This is a genomic window from Enterococcus sp. M-BR2 (genome assembly GCF_056612775.1).
This window is the reverse complement of the sequence record NZ_JBWQXK010000001.1, coordinates 122543-146612: the sequence shown is the minus strand read 5'-3', so window position 1 is coordinate 146612 and position 24070 is coordinate 122543. Positions and strand designations below refer to the sequence as shown.

General features: G+C 34.8%; 18 protein-coding genes and 5 pseudogenes. 11 read left to right on the top strand and 12 right to left on the bottom strand.

The features are described from left to right. Window positions 1–58: 58 nt before the first annotated feature. Window positions 59–1066, bottom strand: coding sequence for a LacI family DNA-binding transcriptional regulator (locus AC1F25_RS13070; protein ID WP_002350449.1), 1008 nt, complete (start codon window positions 1064–1066; stop codon window positions 59–61). A gap of 467 nt (window positions 1067–1533) precedes the next feature. Between AC1F25_RS13070 and lacG the strand changes: the two genes are divergently transcribed. Genes lacG through AC1F25_RS13055 form a run of 3 tightly spaced genes read left to right on the top strand, consistent with a single transcriptional unit; the run spans window position 1534 to window position 4979 of the window. Next, window positions 1534–2940, top strand: coding sequence for a 6-phospho-beta-galactosidase (lacG, locus tag AC1F25_RS13065; RefSeq protein WP_016922317.1), 1407 nt, complete (start codon window positions 1534–1536; stop codon window positions 2938–2940). Window positions 2941–2962: 22 nt separating this feature from the next. Further along, entirely contained in the window at window positions 2963–3313 is a 351-nt protein-coding gene (locus tag AC1F25_RS13060) for a PTS lactose/cellobiose transporter subunit IIA (RefSeq protein WP_049142560.1), read from the top strand. Beyond that, window positions 3297–4979 carry a PTS lactose transporter subunit IIBC gene (locus AC1F25_RS13055; protein WP_010780435.1) on the top strand — a complete coding sequence of 561 codons (1683 nt, stop codon included), beginning with the start codon at window positions 3297–3299 and terminating at the stop codon, window positions 4977–4979. The genes AC1F25_RS13060 and AC1F25_RS13055 overlap by 17 nt, the downstream gene beginning before the upstream one ends. Before the next feature lie 285 nt (window positions 4980–5264). Here AC1F25_RS13055 and AC1F25_RS13050 read toward each other — a convergent pair. Beyond that, window positions 5265–6427, bottom strand: a protein-coding gene (locus tag AC1F25_RS13050; protein ID WP_113846331.1) for an IS3 family transposase whose coding sequence is annotated in 2 segments (ribosomal slippage) — window positions 5265–6151 and window positions 6151–6427 — 1164 coding nt in all. Because the reading frame shifts where the segments join, the coding sequence is not laid out codon by codon here. 169 nt (window positions 6428–6596) lie between these two features. On the opposite strand from AC1F25_RS13050, the pseudogene AC1F25_RS13045 reads away from it, so the two are divergent. Next, a pseudogene (locus AC1F25_RS13045) lies at window positions 6597–7978 on the top strand (IS3 family transposase). 234 nt (window positions 7979–8212) lie between these two features. Here AC1F25_RS13045 and scrK read toward each other — a convergent pair. Both scrK and AC1F25_RS13035 read right to left on the bottom strand, forming a co-directional pair. Further along, a complete protein-coding gene (scrK, locus tag AC1F25_RS13040; protein WP_002292418.1) occupies window positions 8213–9085 on the bottom strand; it encodes a fructokinase ScrK in 873 nt (290 codons plus the stop codon). A 263-nt stretch (window positions 9086–9348) separates the two neighbouring features. Next, window positions 9349–11295: a sucrose-specific PTS transporter subunit IIBC gene (locus tag AC1F25_RS13035; RefSeq protein WP_113795282.1), complete on the bottom strand. Its 1947-nt coding sequence runs from the start codon at window positions 11293–11295 to the stop codon at window positions 9349–9351. A 195-nt stretch (window positions 11296–11490) separates the two neighbouring features. Here AC1F25_RS13035 and AC1F25_RS13030 point away from each other — a divergent pair, with 195 nt between their 5' ends. Both AC1F25_RS13030 and AC1F25_RS13025 read left to right on the top strand, forming a co-directional pair. Then, window positions 11491–12951, top strand: coding sequence for a sucrose-6-phosphate hydrolase (locus AC1F25_RS13030; protein ID WP_047936809.1), 1461 nt, complete (start codon window positions 11491–11493; stop codon window positions 12949–12951). After that, window positions 12932–13894, top strand: a complete 963-nt coding sequence (locus tag AC1F25_RS13025; protein ID WP_047936808.1) for a LacI family DNA-binding transcriptional regulator — start codon at window positions 12932–12934, stop codon at window positions 13892–13894. The genes AC1F25_RS13030 and AC1F25_RS13025 overlap by 20 nt, the downstream gene beginning before the upstream one ends. Before the next feature lie 304 nt (window positions 13895–14198). On the opposite strand, the pseudogene AC1F25_RS13020 reads toward AC1F25_RS13025, so the two are convergent. Then, window positions 14199–14579, bottom strand: a pseudogene (locus tag AC1F25_RS13020) (transposase); the annotation flags it as partial. A 393-nt stretch (window positions 14580–14972) separates the two neighbouring features. On the opposite strand from AC1F25_RS13020, the pseudogene AC1F25_RS13015 reads away from it, so the two are divergent. From AC1F25_RS13015 to AC1F25_RS13000, 4 genes and pseudogenes are all read left to right on the top strand, one after another. Beyond that, window positions 14973–15927, top strand: a pseudogene (locus AC1F25_RS13015) (IS30 family transposase). 213 nt (window positions 15928–16140) lie between these two features. After that, window positions 16141–17466: a Y-family DNA polymerase gene (locus AC1F25_RS13010; RefSeq protein ID WP_002330091.1), complete on the top strand. Its 1326-nt coding sequence runs from the start codon at window positions 16141–16143 to the stop codon at window positions 17464–17466. Next, complete coding sequence (locus tag AC1F25_RS13005; protein ID WP_002290348.1) at window positions 17459–17809, top strand: hypothetical protein; 351 nt, start codon at window positions 17459–17461, stop codon at window positions 17807–17809. Before AC1F25_RS13010 ends, AC1F25_RS13005 begins: the two co-directional genes overlap by 8 nt. A 140-nt stretch (window positions 17810–17949) precedes the next feature. Further along, on the top strand, window positions 17950–18459 hold the full coding sequence (locus tag AC1F25_RS13000) for a hypothetical protein (RefSeq protein ID WP_002295345.1): 510 nt from the start codon (window positions 17950–17952) through the stop codon (window positions 18457–18459). A 450-nt stretch (window positions 18460–18909) separates the two neighbouring features. Here AC1F25_RS13000 and AC1F25_RS12995 read toward each other — a convergent pair whose 3' ends face one another. After that, window positions 18910–19317, bottom strand: a complete 408-nt coding sequence (locus tag AC1F25_RS12995) for a type II toxin-antitoxin system death-on-curing family toxin (protein ID WP_002297442.1) — start codon at window positions 19315–19317, stop codon at window positions 18910–18912. After that, window positions 19314–19547, bottom strand: coding sequence for an AbrB/MazE/SpoVT family DNA-binding domain-containing protein (locus AC1F25_RS12990; RefSeq protein WP_002290351.1), 234 nt, complete (start codon window positions 19545–19547; stop codon window positions 19314–19316). The genes AC1F25_RS12995 and AC1F25_RS12990 overlap by 4 nt, the downstream gene beginning before the upstream one ends. A gap of 333 nt (window positions 19548–19880) precedes the next feature. Here AC1F25_RS12990 and xerS point away from each other — a divergent pair, with 333 nt between their 5' ends. Beyond that, a complete protein-coding gene (xerS, locus tag AC1F25_RS12985) occupies window positions 19881–20966 on the top strand; it encodes a tyrosine recombinase XerS (RefSeq protein ID WP_002290352.1) in 1086 nt (361 codons plus the stop codon). A 106-nt stretch (window positions 20967–21072) separates the two neighbouring features. On the opposite strand, the pseudogene AC1F25_RS12980 reads toward xerS, so the two are convergent. The 5 genes and pseudogenes from AC1F25_RS12980 to AC1F25_RS12960 all read right to left on the bottom strand — a co-directional run. Continuing rightward, window positions 21073–21366, bottom strand: a pseudogene (locus tag AC1F25_RS12980) (site-specific integrase); the annotation flags it as partial. A 51-nt stretch (window positions 21367–21417) separates the two neighbouring features. Then, complete coding sequence (locus AC1F25_RS12975; protein WP_181824928.1) at window positions 21418–22098, bottom strand: IS6-like element IS1216 family transposase; 681 nt, start codon at window positions 22096–22098, stop codon at window positions 21418–21420. Window positions 22099–22288: 190 nt separating this feature from the next. Then, on the bottom strand, window positions 22289–22438 hold the full coding sequence (locus tag AC1F25_RS12970; protein ID WP_002290356.1) for a hypothetical protein: 150 nt from the start codon (window positions 22436–22438) through the stop codon (window positions 22289–22291). Further along, window positions 22431–22640, bottom strand: coding sequence for a DUF3173 domain-containing protein (locus AC1F25_RS12965; protein ID WP_049142164.1), 210 nt, complete (start codon window positions 22638–22640; stop codon window positions 22431–22433). Before AC1F25_RS12965 ends, AC1F25_RS12970 begins: the two co-directional genes overlap by 8 nt. Before the next feature lie 321 nt (window positions 22641–22961). Continuing rightward, window positions 22962–24068 (bottom strand): annotated as a pseudogene (locus AC1F25_RS12960) (IS4 family transposase). Window positions 24069–24070: the final 2 nt, after the last annotated feature.

The following is a 24070-nucleotide window of genomic DNA, read 5'->3' as shown; positions in this document are numbered from 1 at the left end:
TGCTCGGCTACTATGTGGACACAATTATAGTTTTAAAGATAAGTTTCAATTACTTATTTTACACCTCTTCTTTAGGGATAAAACTTTTCCTAACGGTCAATTTTGCGCCGATTAATGTTTTCTTTGATATGTCCCGCGAATATACCAGTTGATCACTTAATAAATCTACACAGGTTTTAGCTATCTCTTCGATATCTATCTTAAAAGTTGTAAGTGGTGGTGCAACGAATTTTGCGATGTCGTCATCATTAATACTTATTACTGCCATATCTTTAGGGATGTTAATACCCAATTCATGGCAGCCCTGAAGAACGCCGGCAGCTATAGTGTCAGATGGTATGAAACATGCCTCGGGCATATCTTCATTTAACTCAGCTTTCATTTTAAGAGTTAATTGATACCCTTCGTCAACAGTAAATGATCCTTGGGAGAAAATATACTTTTCATTGAGTAGTCCGCTCTTTTCTAAATGATATCGGAAGGCATATTCACGGCTATCAATCTCTTCTTTACCCGTTTCTAGGTTAAAGAAATTTCCTCCAATAAATCCAATTTTTGTGAAACCTTCATTAATAAAGTAGTTAATTGCTTGTCTGGCCATTTCGTGGAAATCAGGTTCTACAGTATCGAAGTGTTCAGGTAATGGGTTTATTCCTCGGATTACCCCCTTATACCCTTTTTGATTTAAGTAGTACAATTCCTTTTTTGTCAATTGTCCTATTGCGATAAATCCAGTAATATCGTCAGGAATGCTTTTTACACCATCGTTTTTAGAGATGAAAATCAAATCTAGATTAGCTTTTTTACTATAATTTTTCAAATCATCTTTGACATGTTGATAGTAGACATCCTTTTTTAACTGTTCCTCTGAGATCCAAAAAAGAATGGCAATCTTGTACAGAGTAGTCTTAATTTTTGTCAGATCATATCCTAAAGATTTGGCTGTAACGATTATTTTGTTTTTAGTATCAGATGTAATAGAGAGTGACTCATCACCTTTAAAAAGTCTTGATATAGTAGCCGTTGAGTAACCAGATTTTTTTGCAATATCTCTAATAGTAACCATTGTTCATCCTCCTAGGGATATAATAATCCTTTTCTTTGTTAAAGTAAATCGAAACTGCTCTTTTAGTAACTTAAATTACTTTTTCTAGCAGGAAACGAAACTCTGATATCAGCAGAGAGCCTAATCCATTAACAGAGAAGATTGAATCGATAATGGATAGCCACTTGGAGAATGATTAGTAGGTGGGATTGATTTTAGTGGGAATCAGTCCGTTTTCTTGTTTCGTGTAAATTAAATTAGTAAAAAAGATAAATTTATTTTACGAAAAAACGTTTACAAAACGGTTTTTGAATGGTATATTTATTTTACATCAAGGGATATAAGTGCTTGTATATCGCAATAAAATAGATATTCGAGGTCGGTTTTTCGTTGTGTAAAAAAATTTACTTATACATGTTAAAATTATGCTGAGGTGATTTATGGATTATTGGCATATTGATCAAACTAATTTTCAAGGAGAGATTAAAATGAATTATAAAACTTTACCAGAAGACTTTATTATGGGAGGAGCTACGGCAGCTTATCAAGCAGAAGGCTCTACAAAAGAAGGTGGAAAAGGGCAAGTAGCGTGGGATACTTTCCTTGTAGAAAAGGGACGCTATACTGCTGATCCAGCTAGTGATTTTTATAATCAATATCCAGTTGATGCTGAATTATGCAAAAAATTTAAAATTGATAGTATTAGGATGTCTATTGCATGGAGCCGTATTTTTCCAAAAGGCTATGGGGAAGTGAACCAAACAGGAGTGGAATATTATCATAAGGTATTTGCTGAATTGAATAAGCATGGTATTATTCCTTTTGTAACTCTTCATCATTTTGATACCCCTAAAGAACTATTTGATAATGGAGATTTTTTAAATCGAGAAAATGTTGAACATTTCGTAAACTATGCACAGTTCTGTTTCGATGAATTTTCTGAGGTTCATTATTGGAGTACATTTAATGAGATTTATCCAGTTGCTTCAAATCAATATTTGATCGGATCGTTTCCTCCAGAAGTTCAATTTGATATAGAGAAGACTGTAACTTGTTTACACAACATGATGTATGCGCACGCAAAGACAGTAAACATTTTTAAAGATGGTGGATATAAAGGGGAAATTGGTGTTGTTCACTCGCTAGAGACAAAATATCCAGCAAGTGACAAAGAAGAAGATAAGCATGCTGCGAAATTAGATGATGCGTTATCAATTAAGTTCTTATTAGATGCTACTTATTTAGGGTATTACTCAGATGAAACAATGGCACATATTAATGAGATTTTAGCAGCAAATGGGCAATCTGCAGATATTGATTCTAATGATTTTAGAGAGATGAAAAAAGCAGCAAATCGAAATGATTTTCTTGGTATCAATAACTATGGTAGCCATTGGGTTAAAGAGTACAAAGGAGAAAGCACACTTCACTACAACACTACCGGAGAAAAAGGTAGCCAAGTCTATTGCATTAAAGGGATTGGCGAGAGAATCGTGCGTGAGGATCTTCCGAAAACCGATTGGGATTGGATCATTTATCCAAAAGGGTTATATGATTTACTTGTACGAATCCAAGACGAATATCCAAATTATAATAAAATATACATTACTGAAAACGGGCTAGGGTATAAGGATAATTTTGAAGATGGGATTATTCTAGATGATGATCGAATCGATTATTTACGCCAGCATTTTAATGCGATTTCCGATGCTATCAAAATGGGAGTTAATGTAAAGGGGTATTTCATTTGGTCATTAATGGATGTTTTCTCTTGGGTTAATGGATACACTAAGCGTTATGGACTATTCTATGTAGATTTCGATACACAAAAAAGATATCCGAAAGAGTCTGCATATTGGTATAAATTTGTTAGCGAAACAAAAACGATAATATAAAAATAGTTAGGAGGGCAAGGAAATGGATAGGAAAGAATTGCAATTATTAGGATTTGAAATTGTTGCTTATGCAGGAGATGCCAGAAGTTCATTATTAACAGTGTTGAAGGAAGTGAGAAAAGGTAATTTTGATAATGTTGAACGATTATTAGCGGATGCTGATGAAAATTTAACCTTAGCGCATAACTCACAAACGAAATGTTTAGCTGAAGAAGCGTCAGGGAACGAAATGGAAGTAGGCGTAATTTTTATTCATGGGCAAGACCATTTAATGACAACGATTCTATTAAGAGAACTTATTAATGATTTTGTTGAATTGTACAAAGAAAAATTTGCTAAAGCAGAGGAGAAGAAAAATGAATACGATTATTAAGCAAATTGAGAAGGGAAAACCGTTTTTTGAAAAAATCTCACGTAATATTTATTTAGGGGCAATTCGCGATGGCTTTTTAACTGCTATGCCAGCTATTCTATTTTCAAGTATTTTTATTATGATTGCGGCTGTTCCAGAAGTATTTAACGTGACGTTACCAGAGGCATTCTCGACGTGGCTTTGGAAAGTTTATGGTTATTCAATGGGATTAGTTGGTCTTTTGGTTGCTGCTACAACAGCTCGATGTTTAGCTAATTCAATGAACCGTCAATTATCTGATTCAGGTAAGCAGATTAATGAAGTTTCTGTTATGTTAGCGTCAATTTGTGGTTTTGTAATGATGGCAGCTGATCAAATTGATGGTGGGATAGCTACTGATTATTTAGGGACAAAGGGATTATTAGCAGCTTTCGTTTCTGCGTTTGTTACTGTAAATGTGTATAAATTCTGTGTTAAAAGAGATTTGACGATCCGTATGCCAAAAGAAGTTCCCGGAACAATCACACAGATGTTTAGAGATATTATCCCCTTTTCAATTGCAGTATTTATTGCCGTTTTGATTGATACGGGAGTTCGTCAATTTTTTGGAACATCATTTGCAGCAGGTGTAATTCAATTATTGCAGCCATTATTTGGTGCTGCTGATGGATATGTCGGTATTGCAATCATTTGGGGAGCCATGGCAATGTTCTGGTTTGTTGGTGTTCATGGACCATCGATTGTTGAACCAGCGATTGCTGCAATTATTTATGCGAACGTAGAAACTAACTTTGAATTATTTAAAAACGGTGCACAAGCCTCAAAAGTATTAACAGTTGGTCTAGGAAACTTTGTTGGAACGATGGGTGGTACTGGAGCGACACTAGTTGTTCCTTTTCTGTTCATGTTGTTCGCTAAATCAAAACAATTGAAAGCAGTTGGTAAAGCTTCATTTATTCCAGTTTCGTTTGCGGTAAATGAACCGTTACTATTTGCTACTCCTATTATTTTGAATCCGTACTTTCTAATTCCATTTTTATTAGCACCAATCGCTAACGTATGGATATTCAAACTTTTTGTCGATGTCTTGGGGATGAATAGCTTTATATCCGTATTGCCTTGGGCGACGCCCGCACCGATTGGCTTGGTTTTAGGAACCGGGTTTAGTGTGTTGGCGATTGTATTAGCGGTAGTATTGATTGTTGTCGATGCGATTATTTATTTACCTTTTGTTAAGGCCTATGATTCTGAATTAGTAGAACAAGAGTTAAAAAACATTGCTGCAGAAGAAGTAAAAGAAGAATTGGTCGAAGAAATCCAAGAAGTTGGTGCAACTGCGGCAGTTATAGTTGATGAAGCAAAAGCATCGGTTGGTGAAGGAAAGCGCGTTTTAGTACTTTGTGCTGGTGCCGGAACGAGTGCAATGTTGGCTAATGCATTAGAAGAGGGCGCAAAAGAGACAGGTGTTAATCTTTCTGCTAAAGCAGGAGCTTATGGTTCTCATTATGATATGATGAAAAATTTTGATTTAATCGTTCTAGCACCTCAAGTGAATTCCTATTTGGATGATCTCCGTAAAGATGCAGACAAATTAGGGATAAAAGTAATTGCAACTAAAGGTGCAGAATATATCAATTTAACACGTGATCCTAAAGGAGCAGTTGATTTTGTATTGAAGCAATTTTAGAGCTTGCTTAGATTAATAAAGCGCTAGCCAACTTAGCTAACGTTTTATCTTAAACACAATGGTAAGCGCTATCTTTTTTTGCTGTTTAAATTTCGGGTATTCTTTTTGAGGATAAAAAAATTAAAGTGGTGGTGCCTATAATAGAAATGTCGTAGATTGGAATGGCAACAGTTTTTTTGACAAATTTTATAAGGTGCAGAACTTCTTTCCGTATGCTATTCCGATTGTCCTTGACAATGAGCCTCCTCGGATGTGACGATCTTCGGCAGGAGCTAACAGTTAAAGTTAGACTGCCTCGCTAGCGTTAGCACATCCGAGCTCATTATCAAGGATTCGCTGCGCCAATCTCTGGTTACGGTAACCAACCGGTGTCTCGTAGCCAAGTGTACCGTGCAACCGAAGGTGGTTCCACCAATTGACATAGTCAAATAACTCCAAATCCAATTGTTGTAAGGTTTCAAATGTGTATTGATAGACAAATTCTACTTTCAACGACTTATAAGTTGATTCAGCTGCGGCATTATCAAAAGGACAGCCTTTATGACTCAATGATCGATTGATGTCAAAAGTTGTTAATAATTCATCAATAGCTTGGTTATCAAACTCTTTTCCACGATCAGTATGAAAAATCTCAACCTCTGTCAGAGGTTGTTTGATACGGCTAAATGCTTTTTTTACTAGAACGGCATCTTTATGTTCTCCACAAGAATGGCCGAGAATTTCTCGATTGAACAGATCCAAAATGAAACAGACATAATTCCATTTTTTCCCGACTCGTACATAAGTCAAGTCTGTTACGATCGCTTCTAATGGGTTGTCTCTTAAGAATTCACGATTCAATACGTTTGTCGTTTTGGCTTCATTGCAAGTAGAATGATGTACTTTAAAATAAGCAACAGTATAGCTCGATTTTAATCCTCTATTTTTCATGATTCTACTAATTTTTCGTCGGCTGATCTGAATGCCTCGTTTTGATAAGGCTTTTTTTATTTTTCTTGAGCCATAGGCCTTTCGGCTGCGGATAAATTCTTCAGCGACTACTTCTTCAAGTTCTGATTCGTCTTTCTTTGGTTTTGATTGATAATAATAGGACTGACGTGATAGACCTAATATTCTGCACATCGCTGATATAGGGTAAAGATGCTTATTCGCATCGATTACTTGTCTCTTCGTCCGAATATCAGCGCTGCTTGCTTTAAAATATCATTTTCCATTTCTAATTGCTGGTTTCTTTTACGTAGTTCTAACAATTCTTTTTGTTCAGGCGTAAGATTATCTTTTTCTTTGAATGAACCACTCGTTTTAGATTGCTTTACCCATTTGTTAAATGCTGAAGCCGTTAGTTCATATTCTCGAATGATTTCTACACGTGGCTTTCCAGCTAAGTAAAGATTGACGATTTGTTGCTTGAATTCTTGTGAAAAAGTTCTTCGTGTTCTCTTAGACATAAAAATTCCTCCTGGTATGTTTTCTTCTAGTCTACACACCTTAATTTTTCTGTCTAGTTAATTGTAGCCTATCCACATTGACACTCAAAGAACCAGAATAAGTCATCAGAAAGCAAGGGGGTGCGGACATAATCCTGGACGAAAAAATAAACTTAGGAGGAATGTCCGTGTGTTTTCCCACAAAGAGCGTGTAAGGGCAATTCAGTTATTTTTAAAATACGATTGCTCTTATGCTGCAACCATTCGAGAATTAGGGTATCCGTCGATTGGTGCACTACGGAAATGGTATAAAGAGTATTTGGAATCCGGAGAGCTCCATCAGGAGCACCGAAAAAAATCAAAGTATTCTGAAGAACAAAAACGAATAGCGGTGAATCATTATTTTGAATATGGTCAATGTTATGCACGAACCATTCGCATGCTTGGTTATCCTAATAGAGAGTCCTTGCGGCAGTGGTGTGAAGAACTTGCACCAGGAGCTAGAAAACTCCGAAAAAGTGCGGTAAAGTTAACACAAGATCAAAAAGAAGCTGTGTTGAAAAAATTCTATAAACCGCAAACTAATAGGAAAAATTTAGCCGAATCTGAAGGAATTAGTAGAGTTACTCTATATCAATGGAAAAACACGGTTCTTGGAAAGGATTTTCCATTGCGTATGACTTTAAAAAATCAGGAAAAACAAAAAGAGCTACTTTTAAAGGAAGTAGAAGACTTACAAAAACAAGTACACCAATTACAGCTCGAAAAAGCATTACTCGAAGGAGCGGCTGAACTGCTAAAAAAAGAAAAAGGCGTCAATCTTCTTTGTCTATCAAATCAAGAAAAAACGATATTGATTGATGCCTTACGAAATCAGTTCACCTTGAAAGAGCTTCTTCAACAGCTCCAGTTGCCTAAAAGCAGCTATTTTTATCAAAAACAAGCACTTGAGAAACCAGATAAGTATTACAAAGAACGTCAATTAATTATCACGATTTTCAATCATAACTTCTGTGCGTATGGTTACCGTAGAATTCACCAAGCTTTAAAAAATATGGGTAAAAAGCTTTCTGAAAAAGTTGTACGTAGATTGATGACTGAGGAAAATCTATTTGTTAAATTTTCTAGACGAAAAAAGTATTCTTCGTATGCTGGGGAAATTTCTCCTGCACACCCCAATTTATTAAATCGGAATTTTAAAGCAAGGAAGCCAAATGAAAAATGGTTAACAGATATTACTGAATTTAGAATTCCCGCAGGGAAAATCTACTTATCACCACTTGTCGATTGTTACGATGGTGCTATTGTTAGTTGGACTATTGGAACAAAGCCAACTTGCTTCACTCTATGTCTAAAAAGGGTTATTCACCAGATAATTCAGCGTGCGAAGGTTTCTTTGGACGATTAAAAAACGAGATGTTTTATCAACGTGACTGGAAGAATACAACAATCAATCAGTTTATAAACAAATTGGATGATTATATTCATTGGTATAATAATCAACGAATTAAGTTATCTTTAGGAGGGCTAAGCCCTCTTCAATATCGGAAGAAGCAAAGATATATTTGTTAAAAAGGTCCAAAAAAATATCCGCACCCCCTTTTTTTTGTAAAAAACTATTGCACAATACAAGTGGCCTACGGCTATCGAAATTTCCATAACTTTCGAGCAAGAATTTATCTCATTCAAGGCTTGATCTTCCAAGTAAAACAAAAACCAGTTAAGCACTCTGCCTAACTGGTTATGACTAAATTTTCAGTTGTATCTTTCTCTACCAACACTAAATGTCGAAGAGCCTTTTTTCGTTTATGAATGTAAGACCGCTTCTCGAGCCAATGCCAAACAACCGAGCGTTCCAGCGTTGTCTTCTAATGCTGGGGTCACGATATATTTGCTTAACTCAGGTGTTTCGACATACCCATTGACCAATTTTGCAAATGCGTCGTGGACGTTTTGCAGCATATGGCGTTGTTTCATCACACCACCGCCAAAAATGATCACATCTGGAGAAAACATCAAGGTTGTATTGTAGGCACATTGAGCAATATAGGAGGCTTCGATTTCCCAATAAGGATCATCTTCTGCAACCTCTTGTCCTTTTTTCCCTAAGCGTTTTTCGATGGCGGGTCCAGCGGCCATCCCTTCTAAACAGTTGCCATGAAATGGACAGCTGCCAGCAAAGTCATCTTTTGGATGAGGGACGACGAGCATATGCCCCATTTCTGGATGACTAAACCCTTCGATAAAGCGCCCTTCTTGTAAGGCACCGCCGCCAACACCCGTACCGATCGTATAGTAAACGACACTGCTCAATCCTTTGCCACTGCCGAAGACATACTCACCATAGGCAGCCGCATTGACATCTGTTGTCCAAGAAATCGGGATCGGAAATTCTTTTTTCATGGTACCGATGAAATCAAAATTTTGCCATGCCAATTTCGGGGTCGAGGTAATGTACCCATAAGTGGCGGAATCGCGATGGATATCGATAGGCCCAAATGAGCCAATCCCAATCCCTGCTAAATCTGCTTGGTATTGTTTGAAGAAGTCAATGACTAAAGGCATTGTTTCCTCAGGTGTCGTTGTCGGAAAGCTCACTCTTTCCTTGATCGTCATTTCTTCATCGCCAATGGCACACACAAATTTTGTGCCGCCTGCTTCAATTGCACCGTATAGCATAGACATTTCTCCCTTTATTTTAGAATGAAATCACTAAATAAATGACTATATATCATATTTAAATTATTTTTTTATTTAGTAACATGATAAGTAAATAACTACTATTTTTTCTTTTTGAATTTTTATCATTTTTTAAAATTCTAATAATTTTTCATACAATTGATATATGAAAAGATTAAATAAAATGTTATTCTCAAATATTTGATTAATCTATATTATTTGATTTTGGAAAGAAAATTCCATCTTTACTCAGGAAAATATATTTATTTGATTTCAAGTAAATCAGTACCCTCAGTGACTGTATTTTCAGCTACTATATTTACTTCTGAATAATCCGAAGTATTGGTCACAATAATCATTGTTGTATCATCAAGACCTTCTTTCTCAATCATTGAACGGTCAAATGTTCCAAGAATATCGCCTTTTCTAACTTTTTGATTAGTAGTAACTTTTTGTGTAAATCCTTTTCCTCCCATTGATACAGTATCAATACCAATATGAATTAGAACTTCAGCACCATTATTTGATTTAATACCATAAGCATGTCCAGTTTCAAACGTGAGTTGAATAGTACCATCTACTGGAGAATGGACCGTGTTTCCATTTGGTTTAATGGCAATCCCTTTTCCCATAGCTTCTGATGAAAAGACTGGATCATTTACTGAAGAAAGACTAATCACTTTACCAGAAATGGGACTAACAATTGTTTCTGATGAAACTTTTGTTTGTGTTGATTCAACATCAGTAGATATTGGATCTGTTGTTGCTACTTTTGAATAATTAACTGGTGTTTGTTCAGCAATTGCTTCTGCTTCAAAGATACCAGCAGCTTTTGTTTTACCGTAGAAGTAAGTAATTGCAAAAGCAACTGCAAAGCTAATTAATTCACACATTACGTAAAATGGAATAGATGTTGCATTAATTGAAAGAAATCCCAGGAAACCTGCTGAACCAAGTGAAACAGCAACTACTTTAAGTAATCCTGCTACTGCTGCAGCAATTCCTGAACCAATTAAAGCACAAAAGAATGGAAAGCGGTATTTTAAGTTAACTCCGAACAAGGCAGGCTCTGTAATTCCAAGAAGTGCTGAGACACCCGCAGAGGAAGCAAGACTTTTTGTCTTAAAATTTTTAGTTAAGAACCAAATGGCAAATGTTGCAGCACCTTGAGCAACGTTTGCCATAGATGCAACTACAAAGATAAAGTCTCCATGTCCGATACCATTTGTCCACGCTGAAAGTAATTGAGTTTCAATAGCTGGAAATGATTGATGTAAACCAGTCATGACTATAAGTGAATATGTTCCTCCAAAAATACCCATTCCAATAAATCCAGTAGTGTTATATAGCCAAACAATAATGTCTGTAATTCCATTAGACAACAATAACATTACAGGGCCAATAACTGTGAAAGTCAAAAATCCAGTAATCATTACTGATAATAATGGCGTGAATGTAAAGTCAATAGATGATGGCAATTTTTTATGAAAGAATTTTTCTAATATAGATAATATCCAAACAGCTGCTAAAACTGGAATAACTTGATAAGCATAGTTTGTTTGTGAAACATGATAACCAAAAATATTCCAATATTCAGTTGAACCACCAAGATCTGGTGTTGTCATGATCATACCAATTACAGCACCAAGAAATTGGTTTGCTCCAAAACGTTTAGCAGCTGAAATACCTACTAAAATTGGTAAGAACATGAATGGTGCAGCTGACATAAGTTGAATCATAGAGGAGAGACCCTTGATAATAGGATACATTTCTTCAATTGATTTAGGTCCAAAAAGTCCAGCTGATGTCAAAAAGTTTCGCAATGCCATCAACAAACCACCTGCAACAAGGGCAGGAATGATTGGTACAAAAATATCTGATAGCAATTTAATCAATGCCACAATTGGATTAAATTTTTTACCGTTACTAACGATTTGTTTTAAATCATCTGTTGAAATTTCTGAAAGACCAGTTTTTTTTATAAGTTCATCATAAACAAAGTTAACATCACCAGCTCCAATAATAACTTGATATTGACCATCAATTTTAAATGTACCTTTTATATCCGGATTTTTATCTAATGCTTTTTGGTCAACTTTCGTATCATCCTTTAGTACGAGACGAAGACGTGTTGCACAGTGTGCGGCTGCAACAAGGTTATCTTTTCCGACTGCTTGTATTACGTCGGAAGCTACCTTACTATAATTCATTACATTAACTCCTTTTATACTTTTTTAGCATCTAGCGAAAACGCTTCGATTGAATTCACTTACATTTTAGCACATTTTATAAATGTGTCAAACGTTTACCATATTTTTGAATTTTTACTTAAAAATAATTGATTTTTAAGCGGAAAACGTTTACCATGCTAGTTGTAGACAGATAAACTAAAGGAGGAGAAGACTATGAATTTACCTCAAGAAACTCGATACCGCGCTTATTCTGATTGGAGCAAGGAAGAGATTGCAAAAATCAACGAAAATGTAAATCAATCACCTTGGCATGCTAGTTATCATATTGAGCCTAGAACAGGATTATTAAACGATCCCAATGGTTTTTCTTTTTTTAATGGAAAATATAATCTCTTCTATCAAAATTGGCCATTTGGAGCTGCTCATGGTTTAAAGGAATGGATACACACTGAATCAGATGATTTAGTTCATTTTTATGTAACGGGAGCAGAGCTCCGTCCTGATACCGAACATGATAGTCACGGCGCTTATTCTGGTTCTGCTTATGAAGTAGATGGTAAGTTATTTTTATTCTATACAGGAAACGTTCGTGATAAAAAATGGATACGTGATACGCTTCAAATCGGGGCGTGGATGGATAAAGACCACAATATTACGAAATGTGAGAATATTCTTATTCATAAACCTGCTGATGTAACAGAACACTTTCGTGATCCACAAATTTTTAATTATAAAGGACAATTATATACAATTGTTGGAGCACAAAATCTAGAAAAATCAGGATTTATCAAGGTTTATAAAGCTACTGACAATAATGTTGAAACCTGGGAAGAAGTTGGTAACCTTGATTTTGGCAGCACTGGTTCAGAATACATGATTGAGTGTCCAAATCTTTTATTTGTAGATGAAAAACCTGTTATAATTTATTGTCCTCAAGGACTGGATAAATCTGAACTTAATTATGATAATATCTATCCAAATACTTTTAAAATATGTCAATCGTTTGATACAGAAAATATAAAACTTGTGGGTGCTTCTGAAATTCAAAACCTTGATTATGGATTTGAAGCATACGCTACTCAAGGATTTAATACTCCCGACGGACGTACGCTAATTGTTAGTTGGATTGGTCTTCCCGACATTGATTATCCAACTGACAAGTATAATTATCAGGGAGCAATGAGTCTTGTAAAAGAACTTTCAATAAAAGATGGTAAACTTTACCAATATCCAGTAGAAGCTATTACATCATTACGTGCTAGTTCTGAACAATTTACAGCAAAAGCAGAAACAAATAATACTTATGAGCTTGAACTAACTTTTCCTCCAAATCAGAAATCGGAGTTACTTCTTTTCTCTGATAGTAAAGGAAATGGACTTAGCTTGATTGTAGATACCAAAGAAGGAAAAATCATTTTAGATCGCAGCAAAGCAGGCATTCAATATGCCACTGACTTTGGTACGATTCGTGAATGCTCAATTGATACTAAAGAAACAACTGCTAACATTTTTGTAGATAACTCAATCATTGAGATTTTTATTAATAAAGGAGAAAAAGTGTTTACTAGTCGTGTATTCCCTGAAAATCACCAAAATGGTATTCAAATCAAATCAGGCGAACCGACTGGAAAATACTTTGAATTAAAATATCAAAATGGTAGCAAAATTAACTGATGTCGCTGAATTAGCTGGAGTTAGCCCAACAACCGTTTCACGCGTCATTAATAATAAGGGATATTTATCAGAAAAAACAAAACAAAAAGTTCATGAAGCTATGAAAACTCTTGGTTATAAACCAAATAATTTAGCACGTGGACTTCAAGGAAAGTCACCTCAGCTTATTGGTCTTATTTTTCCTAATATTAGTAATATCTTTTACTCTGAACTCATTGAGTATCTTGAAATCGAGTTATTTAAACATGGATATAAAACGATTATTTGCAATAGTCAAAATGATCCTGCTAAAGAGAGAGAATACATTGAAATGCTTGAAGCCAACCAAGTTGATGGCATAATCTCATCAAGCCATAATCTTGGAATTGCTGATTATGAGCGTGTGAGAGCACCTATTGTTGCTTTTGATAGAAATTTAGCTCCTAATGTTTCCATTGTTTCTTCAGATAACTTTGAAGGGGGAAAACTTGCAGCTAAGACTTTACAAAAAAATGGTTGTCAAAATACCATTATGATTACAGGAAATGATAACACGGATTCTCCCACAGAATTACGTGTACTAGGTTTTTCTTTTCAAAATCCAAATGGAAAAATTTTCAAAATTCCTAATAATCTGTCTACTATCCGTCGTGAAATGGAAATAAAGTCAACTATTATAAATCACAAACCAGATGGTATTTTTGTTTCTGATGATTTAACAGCCATTCTCACTATGAAAATTGCTCATCAACTTAAACTTAATATCCCAGAAGATTTAAAAATTATTGGATACGATGGTACCTCTTTCATTGAGAAATTTTTCCCACAATTGACAACAATAAGACAACCAATTGATGAAATTGCAAGTCTTATTGTGGATATTCTTCTGAAAAAAATTAAAGGCGAAAAGACAAATAAGGATTATATTTTACCAATCTCAATACTTTCTGGAGGAAGTATTTAACGTCAAATTAATTTTTTAATGTCTATAAAATTCGTTAGAAAATACAATTTATAGATATCCAATTGATTTGTAAACAAAAAGGAGTTGTCAACTAAGCCACTCCTTTTTGTTGTAATTTTTCCCAATAAGAAAGTCTACTACTTTAGGAAGATAATAGTAAGATAGAAATGTTGCCCCCAAAATTATTATCCAGCTGGATATAATTAATCAAATAAAAAGGATCAAAAATGTAGTGACCCCCAAAAGTTAGACTTTTTTGGAGTGGAGAAATCCACTCTTTTTTTCATGCTCTAAAATGATATTTTTACACAACCGTAACGGTTGTTTTACGAAATTGGACGGGACTTTGCCAGTTTAATTTCTGTTTTATCCGTTCATTATTGTAGTAATAGATATAGCTATCGATGGCTGATTTTAATTCCTCGAAACAGTTATAAACTTTCCCGTGAAAAATCTCTTGTTTTAATAAGCCAAAAAAATTCTCCATAAGTGAATTATCTAAGCAGTTCCCTTTCCGAGACATGCTTTGAAAGATTTTGTACTCCTTCAATTTGTTTCTATAAGCTTTCATTTGATACGCCCAACCTTGATCTGAGTGAAACGTACGACGATAGGGACAATCGTTAGTGGTCTGGATAGCTTCCTCCAAACCTTCCATTACCGCACGTGTTTCTGAATGGTGGTAGCGACCGATTTGAACGGCTAGGGCGGAAATACGGTGCAAATGCACGGTGGTTTCATGCAATGCTTACAGGGCGTATTTTGTAAGGGTATGTAACGGAGATAATCCCGACGGTAATGGATGTGAGAGGCCAAGCCGACGCTGACGGTAGGGCAAACAAACATAGTTGCACTCTAGCGATCGTTATTTATTTTTAACGGTCAAACTAGGGTACAACTATGCTTAAAACACTTCGCCTCAACTTCTGGTAGCAAAAGTGATTTTGAAAGTCAAAATATTTTTTATGAGTTATTTATAATTCGCCGTTTGTATAATTAAGCGAGACAAATAAAAAAGCCATTTATGTTACACTCAAATTGTAATACCCGCTAAAGCATACAAGGAGAGTGAACATAAATGACTTATACCCATCTTACACCAAACGAGCTTGTAATGATAGAAGCATATTTTCATCAAGAAACTCCGGTTGCTATCGTTGCGAAGCAGCTTAAACGTGGACGCCAAACAATTTACAATGTCTATAACTTTCTCAAATGTGGTGGAACAGCACTTGAATACTTTGAACAATACAAAGAAAATAAGCGACGTTGTGGGAGAACCGAAATCATTTTTCCTGCTGAGGAAAAAGAATACATTGCAAAAAGATCAACTGAAGGTTGGACCCCAGACGTCATTATTGGCCGTGCAGAGCGAACCTTCTCTTGTTCAGTAAGTACCCCTCTATCGCCGGTTTAAGACGGGAGAATTCAATGTTTTACATTTACCGATGCAAGGAAAACGAAAACCAAATGGTTATAAGGAAAAACGTGGAAAACAGACATTCAAAAGAAATATTTCTGAACGTAAAAAAGATTATGTCGTTTTCGAAGAAGAATTTGGACATTTAGAGGGTGATACGATTGTCGGCATCCACCATAAAAGTGTCGTCATCACACTCGTTGAGCGACTTTCAAAAGCCATTATCGCCTTGAAACCAGAAGGCCGTAAGGCAGTTGATATTGAAAATTCGATTAATGAATGGCTTCAATCCGTACCCAAAAATCTTTTCAAATCAATTACCTTTGATTGTGGAAAAGAATTCTCTAATTGGAAAAGTATTAGTAATACGAATGATATTGATATTTATTTCGCAGACCCAGGAACGCCTTCCCAACGGGGATTAAATGAACATTCAAACGGACTCCTCCGAAAAGATGGACTACCAAAAGAAATGGACTTCAACCAAGTCAATCAAGGATTCATCTCATCCGTTGCGTCCAAAAGAAACCATATCCCTAGAAAATCACTAAATTACCAAACACCATTAGAAGTTTTTTTGAGTTACGTAAATGGAAAGTTTTGTCTCGCTTAATTTGACAAATAATAGTATTATAAGAAAAGCTAAGAATGATAATTAATCGATTTTCAAAATATATAATAAAAAGATACAATGAGTTAACTATACAAATCAAAAGAAGAAGTAGGGGGATAGCATACCTATGCTTCTTTTTTTATGTATTTAGCTATTTCTTCTTTACAATATCGAACATATGTTTGTATAATGTGAAAGAATGGAGTGTTATTTATGATGGATTATTCAAAAGAGCCAGTAAATGATTACTTTTTAATCGATATGAAAAGCTTTTACGCAAGTGTCGAATGTATAGAAAGAAATTTAGATCCATTAACAACAGAACTTGTTGTTATGAGTCGATCTGATAATACTGGTTCAGGATTGATATTAGCTTCTTCTCCTGAAGCAAAAAAGCGGTATGGTATTACAAATGTGAGTAGACCACGTGACTTACCACAACCATTTCCTAAAACACTACACGTTGTTCCACCACGTATGAACCTATATATCAAGCGAAATATGCAGGTAAATAATATTTTCAGAAGATATGTGGCTGATGAAGATCTACTGATTTACTCGATCGATGAATCAATCTTAAAAGTGACCCGATCACTGAATCTTTTTACGACTGAAGGAACACGAAGTCAGCGAAGGAAGAAGCTCGCTCAAATGATCCAAGAACGTATTAAAGAAGAGTTAGGTTTGATTGCTACGGTAGGCGTCGGCGATAATCCCCTTTTGGCTAAACTAGCCTTAGACAATGAAGCAAAGCATAATGAAGGATTTATTGCGGAATGGACGTACGAAAACGTTCCTGAAAAAGTATGGAATATTCCTGAAATGACGGACTTTTGGGGCATTGGCTCTCGAATGAAGAAAAGACTCAATCAGATGGGAATTATGAGCATTAGAGATCTTGCTAACTGGAATCCATACACCATTAAGAGCCGTTTAGGTGTGATTGGCTTACAGCTATACTTTCATGCAAATGGTATTGATCGAACTGATATAGCAATCCCACCAGAACCGACAAAAGAAAAGTCCTATGGTAATTCACAAGTGTTGCCACGTGATTATACTAGAAGAAATGAAATCGAGCTGGTTGTAAAAGAAATGGCGGAACAAGTAGCCATTCGTATCAGACAGCATAATTGTAAAACAGGATGTGTCCATTTAAACATTGGTACATCGATCTTAGAAACGAGACCAGGGTTCTCACACCAGATGAAAATCCCTATCACAGACAATACAAAGGAATTGCAGAATTATTGTCTTTTCTTGTTTGATAAGTATTATGAAGGACAAGAAGTCCGCCACGTCGGAATCACTTACAGCAAGCTATTTTATACTGATTCGCTTCAGCTGGATTTATTTAGTGATCCACAAAAGCAAATTGACGAAGAAAATTTAGATAAAATTATTGACAAGATTCGGCAAAAATATGGTTTTACGTCGATTGTACATGCTTCTTCAATGTTAGAAGGCGCTAGAAGCATTACTAGAAGCACACTTGTTGGTGGTCATGCGGGCGGAAATGGGGGAATTAAAAATGATTGATTACAATGATCGTGGTCGTTTAAAGTGGGCAGGGTTTTATTTATCTGATCATACTGAAGAGATCGATGCGGACAATGAGCAACGTACCAATCATAATTTGGCAAAAGAACAAATGACGACTGAAGATATTGTGAAAGTATTGAACGCTGCAGTCATAAAAAATAGATCAGTATGTATCCAAAAAGAAGAACGAAACGCTGAAGGATACTATCCATACGATATTGTTGGAAAGATCTTAGGTAGTGATGAGCTGGGAATCTACGTTGGAAAAGACAAAATTCACTACGACGAAATACGGCACATTGAATTTTACCAGGATAATAAGTGGAGTCGACTAGAATGAACATTATCCAGCAATATGAGCTAAAGTATATAACATGTATAGTTATATACAAATATTTAGCTTCGGTTGGTATAAACTTAATAAGTGACTTTTTGAGCCAAAAGTAAGGAATTACAAAAAGAGAAAGAAGAGAAGGAAGAATGAAAAAGGTATTATTTGCGGTTAGTTTAGTTGTTAATATAGCACTAGCAGGAGGATTATTTTATACCATTACAGAAATGAATAAGCTTGATGACCAACGGGAAAGCTTAGCAATCAGTAACGAACAATACAAAAGGAAGCTAGATGAAGCTAGCAGCACCAACGTGGACACTCAAGAAGCCGTAGAATCCTCTACAATTGTTTATAGCAATGAATCCAGTGAAACCCTAACAAATTCGGAAAGAAGCACAGCTCCAGCTACAGAAACTGTTTCTCAAAAAGCTACTATAACAATAGGAAGTAAAGTATTCACGTTTATAGTAAATGGCTTGACAATAGAACACGATTCTAGCAGAACAGGAAAAATGACCGAGCTTTCTCATGAGTTTCCAGTGATTGTTACTACTCCTAGTGCTACCCTTAACGGTATATTGGTGCAAGACAACAATGATAATAATTGCTATATAATGGTAGACGGTCAAACTCTATACAGAGGAACATACCAATAAATTTTGAGTCTTAATATGACTGATATTTATAAAAAATTCCTGATATTAGAACAAGAATACGCTGTCTTCAAATGTATAATATTACAATAGCACGATATAGCAATATTGTTATATCGTGTTTCATAATAATTAAGAGCTTTAAAATTAGTATTTATTAGATACTTAAAAGCTATTTTAGTATTGATAAATTGTTACCAGCAACAAAAAAGAAGTTACTTAGTGCTAACTTTTGAGCAACTGCTAGAGGAGGTAGGATATGGCTAATTATCCTGTAATTTTTATTGTATTTTCTAGAAATGTAATTATTCTCTTAAACATTCCAGCATATCCAAGTATATAGAAAATTTACGTTTTCTGTATAGTTGGATTTGAATTATAGCTATTTGTAATTTACTTCAATTATTTCGCTATAGCAGCTAATAACACTATAAAGACACATACAGCAACTCCTTAAATGGGTTTCGTATGTGTCTTTATAGTGTTGATCACTTCATATTTTAGTTGGTCAAAATCCTTATCATATGTAGCAATATATACCACTAAATTTACAGCATCTTTTTGATCAATAGCTAAAAGCTGTCCATTGATTTTCAAAAAGACAAAAGTAGCTAAGAAAGCAGTACGTTTATTTGCATTATGAAAAGGATGTTTCTTTATCAATTGTATAAGTAGGATAGCTGCTTTTTCATAAATCGAAGGATAAACCTCTTCACCAAAAGCTGAGGCTCGAAGTTGCCCTACACACATTTCTAAAGCATTCGCATCCTTTACACCAAGGGGTTCATTAGGAGAGTATTTTTTTATTTGGATTACATTCATTTTTATAATATCTTTGGCTTCTAGGTAATGAATACTCATTTATCGACAAGCTCTCTAAAAGTAGTATCATATTCAGTTAATGCTTGAGATATTGCTAAATCAATTTCATCAGATAAGGCTTGTTTTTTTGTAATTGCCGCTCGAAGTTTTTCTTCATCTAAAAAAACCGTATCTCCGGGATTTAACCCATTTTCTTTAAGAAACTCCTTTGAAATAGTTAATACTACTGAGTTCCCCACTTCCCTAAATTTTCTTTCTTTAATTGCCATAGTCTTCTCCCTCCTTTTTCTTTGTATATACAGTATATACGCTTGTTGATTTTAAATCAAGCATAGTCCCTCTCATGTCTAACTCTATAGAAAGATTGTTCTTTCTATATAATTAATTAAGAAAATTCAAAAAATTTAGATTGCTCCCTTCTATTTCCTTCCCTATTTATGTATACCATTTATTTTAAATTATTAAACGTATACCTGTTTATATGCTTTTTTTGAAACAAATTAATAAATTTTAGAGCATACCAATTGACAAAACATTCTATAATTGGTATAGTCCAATTATAGAGATACTCTTCTCCCCTACTTATTGAAAGGATGAATGACATGAAAAATACAGAAATATATCAAAAAATAGATACAATCATACTTCATATGCCCGATTATATAAAAGATTTTGTTCAAGATCGTGAGGATAAAGATCAATCACCTCGAACCACTTTAGAATATCTAAAAAATTATAAGCTCTTTTATGAATGGCTTCTGAGTGAGTCTATCGTTCCTGATACTTCTATCACCTCGATAAGACAGTTAACTGCCTATGACCTAAACTTGTACAAATCTCATTTGAAACGTCGCACAAAAGAAAATGTAAAAAAAGAGACAACAAAAACTAAGCTCAAAGATAATAATAACTTAGGTCTATCTACTTCTACTATCAATAGAAATATCACGGCATTAAAGGTTCTATTTAAATATCTTTCGAAAAGTTCCAATAATCCTCTAGGAAAACCATACTTAGACAATAATCCTATGGATCAAGTAGCAACCATCACAGATAAAACTACGTTAGCTGCACGTGCCAATGCCATTGAGAAAAAATTATTTCTAGATAAGGATACACAAAATTATCTAGATTATATTGCCAATGAATATAAAAATACTTTGAGTAAACGAGCTTTGATCTATTATCAACGAGATGTAGAAAGAGACCTGGCGATCAATGCACTGATTTTAGGATCTGGATTGAGACTCTCCGAGGTTATAAATATTAATTTAGATGACCTATCTTTAGATAAGAATAATGTGGTAGTAACTAGAAAAGGAAATAAGAGAGATGCGGTCAATATAGCAGCGTTCGCAATGGAATATTTAGCTAATTATCTAGCTATTCGGAAAGAACGATATAAAGTAACAGAAAACGAAAAAGCTTTATTTCTAGCAATTTACCAAGGAGAAGCCAAGCGTATATCCGGTATTGCAATCGAACGGATGGTAGCAAAATATTCAAAAGGCTTTAGAATTCAAGTCAGCCCTCACAAACTGCGTCATACATTAGCTACTAGACTCTACCAACAGACAAATTCATTGGTATTAACTGCCCAACAATTGGGACATTCAAGTACCAATACAACAACTTTATATACCCATATAGACAATGCGGCTACGATCGATGCATTAAATGCTTTATGAGTATAATGTATAAATAGGCGGAAATAAGAAACAACACGCTAGAAAAGCCTGTATTATAGTTTTTCTAGTGTGTTTCTTTTGGTGTGATCCTACTTTTGTTTATCATTTATTTTTTATTATCGTAAATAGGTGTCGGTTTGATTTTAGAAAAATTAGTTTGGATATAATCTGTGGGATCATTTGTTATCTCTCTCAATGAATTTAGATACAAATGACCATAAGTTCCTAAAGTCGTTTGTACATCAGCATGTTTTAACCTTTCTTTAATTCGAAGTGCATCTTTTTATTGTGATATAAGCAAAGAAGCATGACTATGCCTTAATCCGTGTATGCGGATTATATGAACACCAACGATCGTTGCATGTCTTCTCATAATATGACGGATTGTATATTTCTGGGTTCTGTTGCAAAGTTTTAAATAAAGAATAAAATCCCTTACGGTATCTATGATTTAAGCTGGGATTCCCAATAATACCTTGATTTCAGTATAGACCGAAAACCCGAAGAGAGTGCCTTCTTTTCGGGTTTTCTTATATAATCCTCGGATGGCTTCCATGCCTTTAATCGTGGTAGAGGCAGTGCGTAAACTTCGATAGAATTTATTGCGTCTCTTTACTGGACGATGGTCTTGTTCAATCAAATTATTCAGGTATTTAATGGTACGATGTTCTGTCCCTTGATAAAAGCCGTATTCTTTTAGTTTCTTAAAGGCACTTGTAATAGAGGGGGCTTTATCTGTGACTACAACCTTCGGTTCATCAAACTGCTTCACTAACCGCTTAAGAAAAGCATAGGCTGCTTGTGTGTCCCGTTTTTTACGTAACCAAATATCCAAGGTTAAACCATCTGCATCGATGGCTCGATACAAATAATGCCATTTTCCTTTAATTTTGATGTACGTTTCATCCATTTTCCATGAATAAAAGGATTTTTTATTTTTCTTTTTCCAAATTTGATAGAGTAGTTTGCCATATTCTTGCACCCAACGATAAATCGTCGTATGAGAAACGTTAATGCCACGATCATATAAGATTTCTCGAACTTCACGATAGCTAAGGTTATAACGAAGATAGTAGCCCACGGCTACAATAATCACATCCTGCTGAAATTGCTTTCCTTTAAAATGATTCATCGTCATTCCTCCTGCTATCTTTTTCTATTATTCTACCTTATTTGATAGTAGATTTAAAACTTTGCAACAGAACCACCGATTTTTATATGTTCTTTCTTCTACTTTCCCTTGATAATAAGGTAGGAATAATTTATAAAAAAACTCCTCAAACAACATAGTACTTTGAGAAGTTTCTGCTTCTTTTCCATAATTAGAAACAAGTTCGGTATACGCTTTTTTTCTTCTTTAACTGTTTTAACCCCTCTACGTTTTTTTGTACTCTTTTCCCTGTTCGTTTGTCGAATCCCAAACTAGCAGTAAAATGATATTTCCCATTTTTATCTTTTTTAAAATTAACCATGATTCTGAAAATCCTCCTCTACCTCTATCTTCATATCTAAAACTTCTTCTACAGATTCAACAGGTACTAGTCCTAATCTTCTATTTTCGTAATAGGTATAGCTTTTTGAAACCATAATTGCTTTTGCCTGTCGTATGATTCTCTCAGACTGATACTTCCCATAACCTAATTTCATTAATTCATTTTTTGTTATAACCACCATTTAACCACCACATTTTTTATTCAAATATAAAAAAGAACACTACTAAAAATAGTAGCGTTCCTGCATATTTTTATTCAAATTTAATCAGCTTTATAAATCTTTGTATACTTGCTCCTTAATACTCAAAAAATGCACATTAGAAATCTAATTCTAAAAAATATCACTAGTGTTGCATAAAACATTTTAGAATATTCTGAAAACTATTTACTCTGAAAATAAGTCAAAAAAAACTGTGCTGACGCAGAGGATGACTTTTTCCAGAAAATTTTTTATCTGTTATTCAACTGAAAACCAAAAGTAACGAGCCAAATTTCTTTTTTCTCATGTGGGAATTAATTTTTCTACCCAACATTCAAAAGGCTGAAACAGTAAATAACGAAAGAATCGTTTGATTTGGAACACTGATTTTTCCGTTTTCGTCTCCAATTTGATGAGAAACGTGAGGAGAGCGGAAATCATCGTTAAAATCAATTGATTCTGCACGCCTTTTTCACTTTGAGAAAAGAAGGTTTTAATGGTCATGTGTTGTTTGATGTGCTTGAAAAACAATTCGATTTGCCAACGAGCGTGATACATATCAGAAATTTCTTTTGAAGAGACGTCCATTCGATTGGTGATAAATTGAAACACACGTCCGTTCTTATCTTGAACAGTGACTAGTCGGAAATTGGCGGTTAGATAGGTTTTAGATCCTAAACGAACCAGCTCGTCTCGTAGAATTTCTGTTTCTGGCGATGTTTCCAGAGTATCTATCACGTGAACTTTGGTGTTTTTTTTAATCCGAGTGACGAAGAAATAGCCATCCCAATGCATCTGATCCATCTTTTCAAAGTCCTAATACCCACGATCAAACACGTAAGTTGCCTCTGGTTGATTCACCAATACTGGTAGTTGATTGAGATCATGTTCATGGGCATTTGTTAAGGTAAAATCAGTCGGATACATCGTGGTATCGTCCATATAACAATAGTTTAAGTGTAACTTGACACCTGATTTTGTTTGACGGAAAGTCGCCCACTTATGACGTTTTAAACTAAGCGAAAACGTACTGGAATCAATCAGATACAGATGATTTCGCTTGGTTGGTTTGATTTGATGTTGAACTTTTTCTAACAGTTGTTGAAAAATTTCTTCTAACACTTTAGGTTCAAGTGCATTAAATGCTCGAGACAATTGGGTATGACTAATCGATGACACATCGGTTTCTAGTTGGAGCGATCGGTCGATAAGAGCTGTACTCAAATCACGCAAACTTTCTTTTTCTTCATTAACTGCGTAGAGAAAGAGCTTGAGCACAGCTTCAAAAGACAGTTTTTTACGATACGAATTGTAATCAAAAATACATTTTTGGGAGTTGACAGAAAGTTTTCCTAATTTTATGGCAGAAAACCATTTATTAAATGCTGTATTTGTTTTATACTTATCCATGT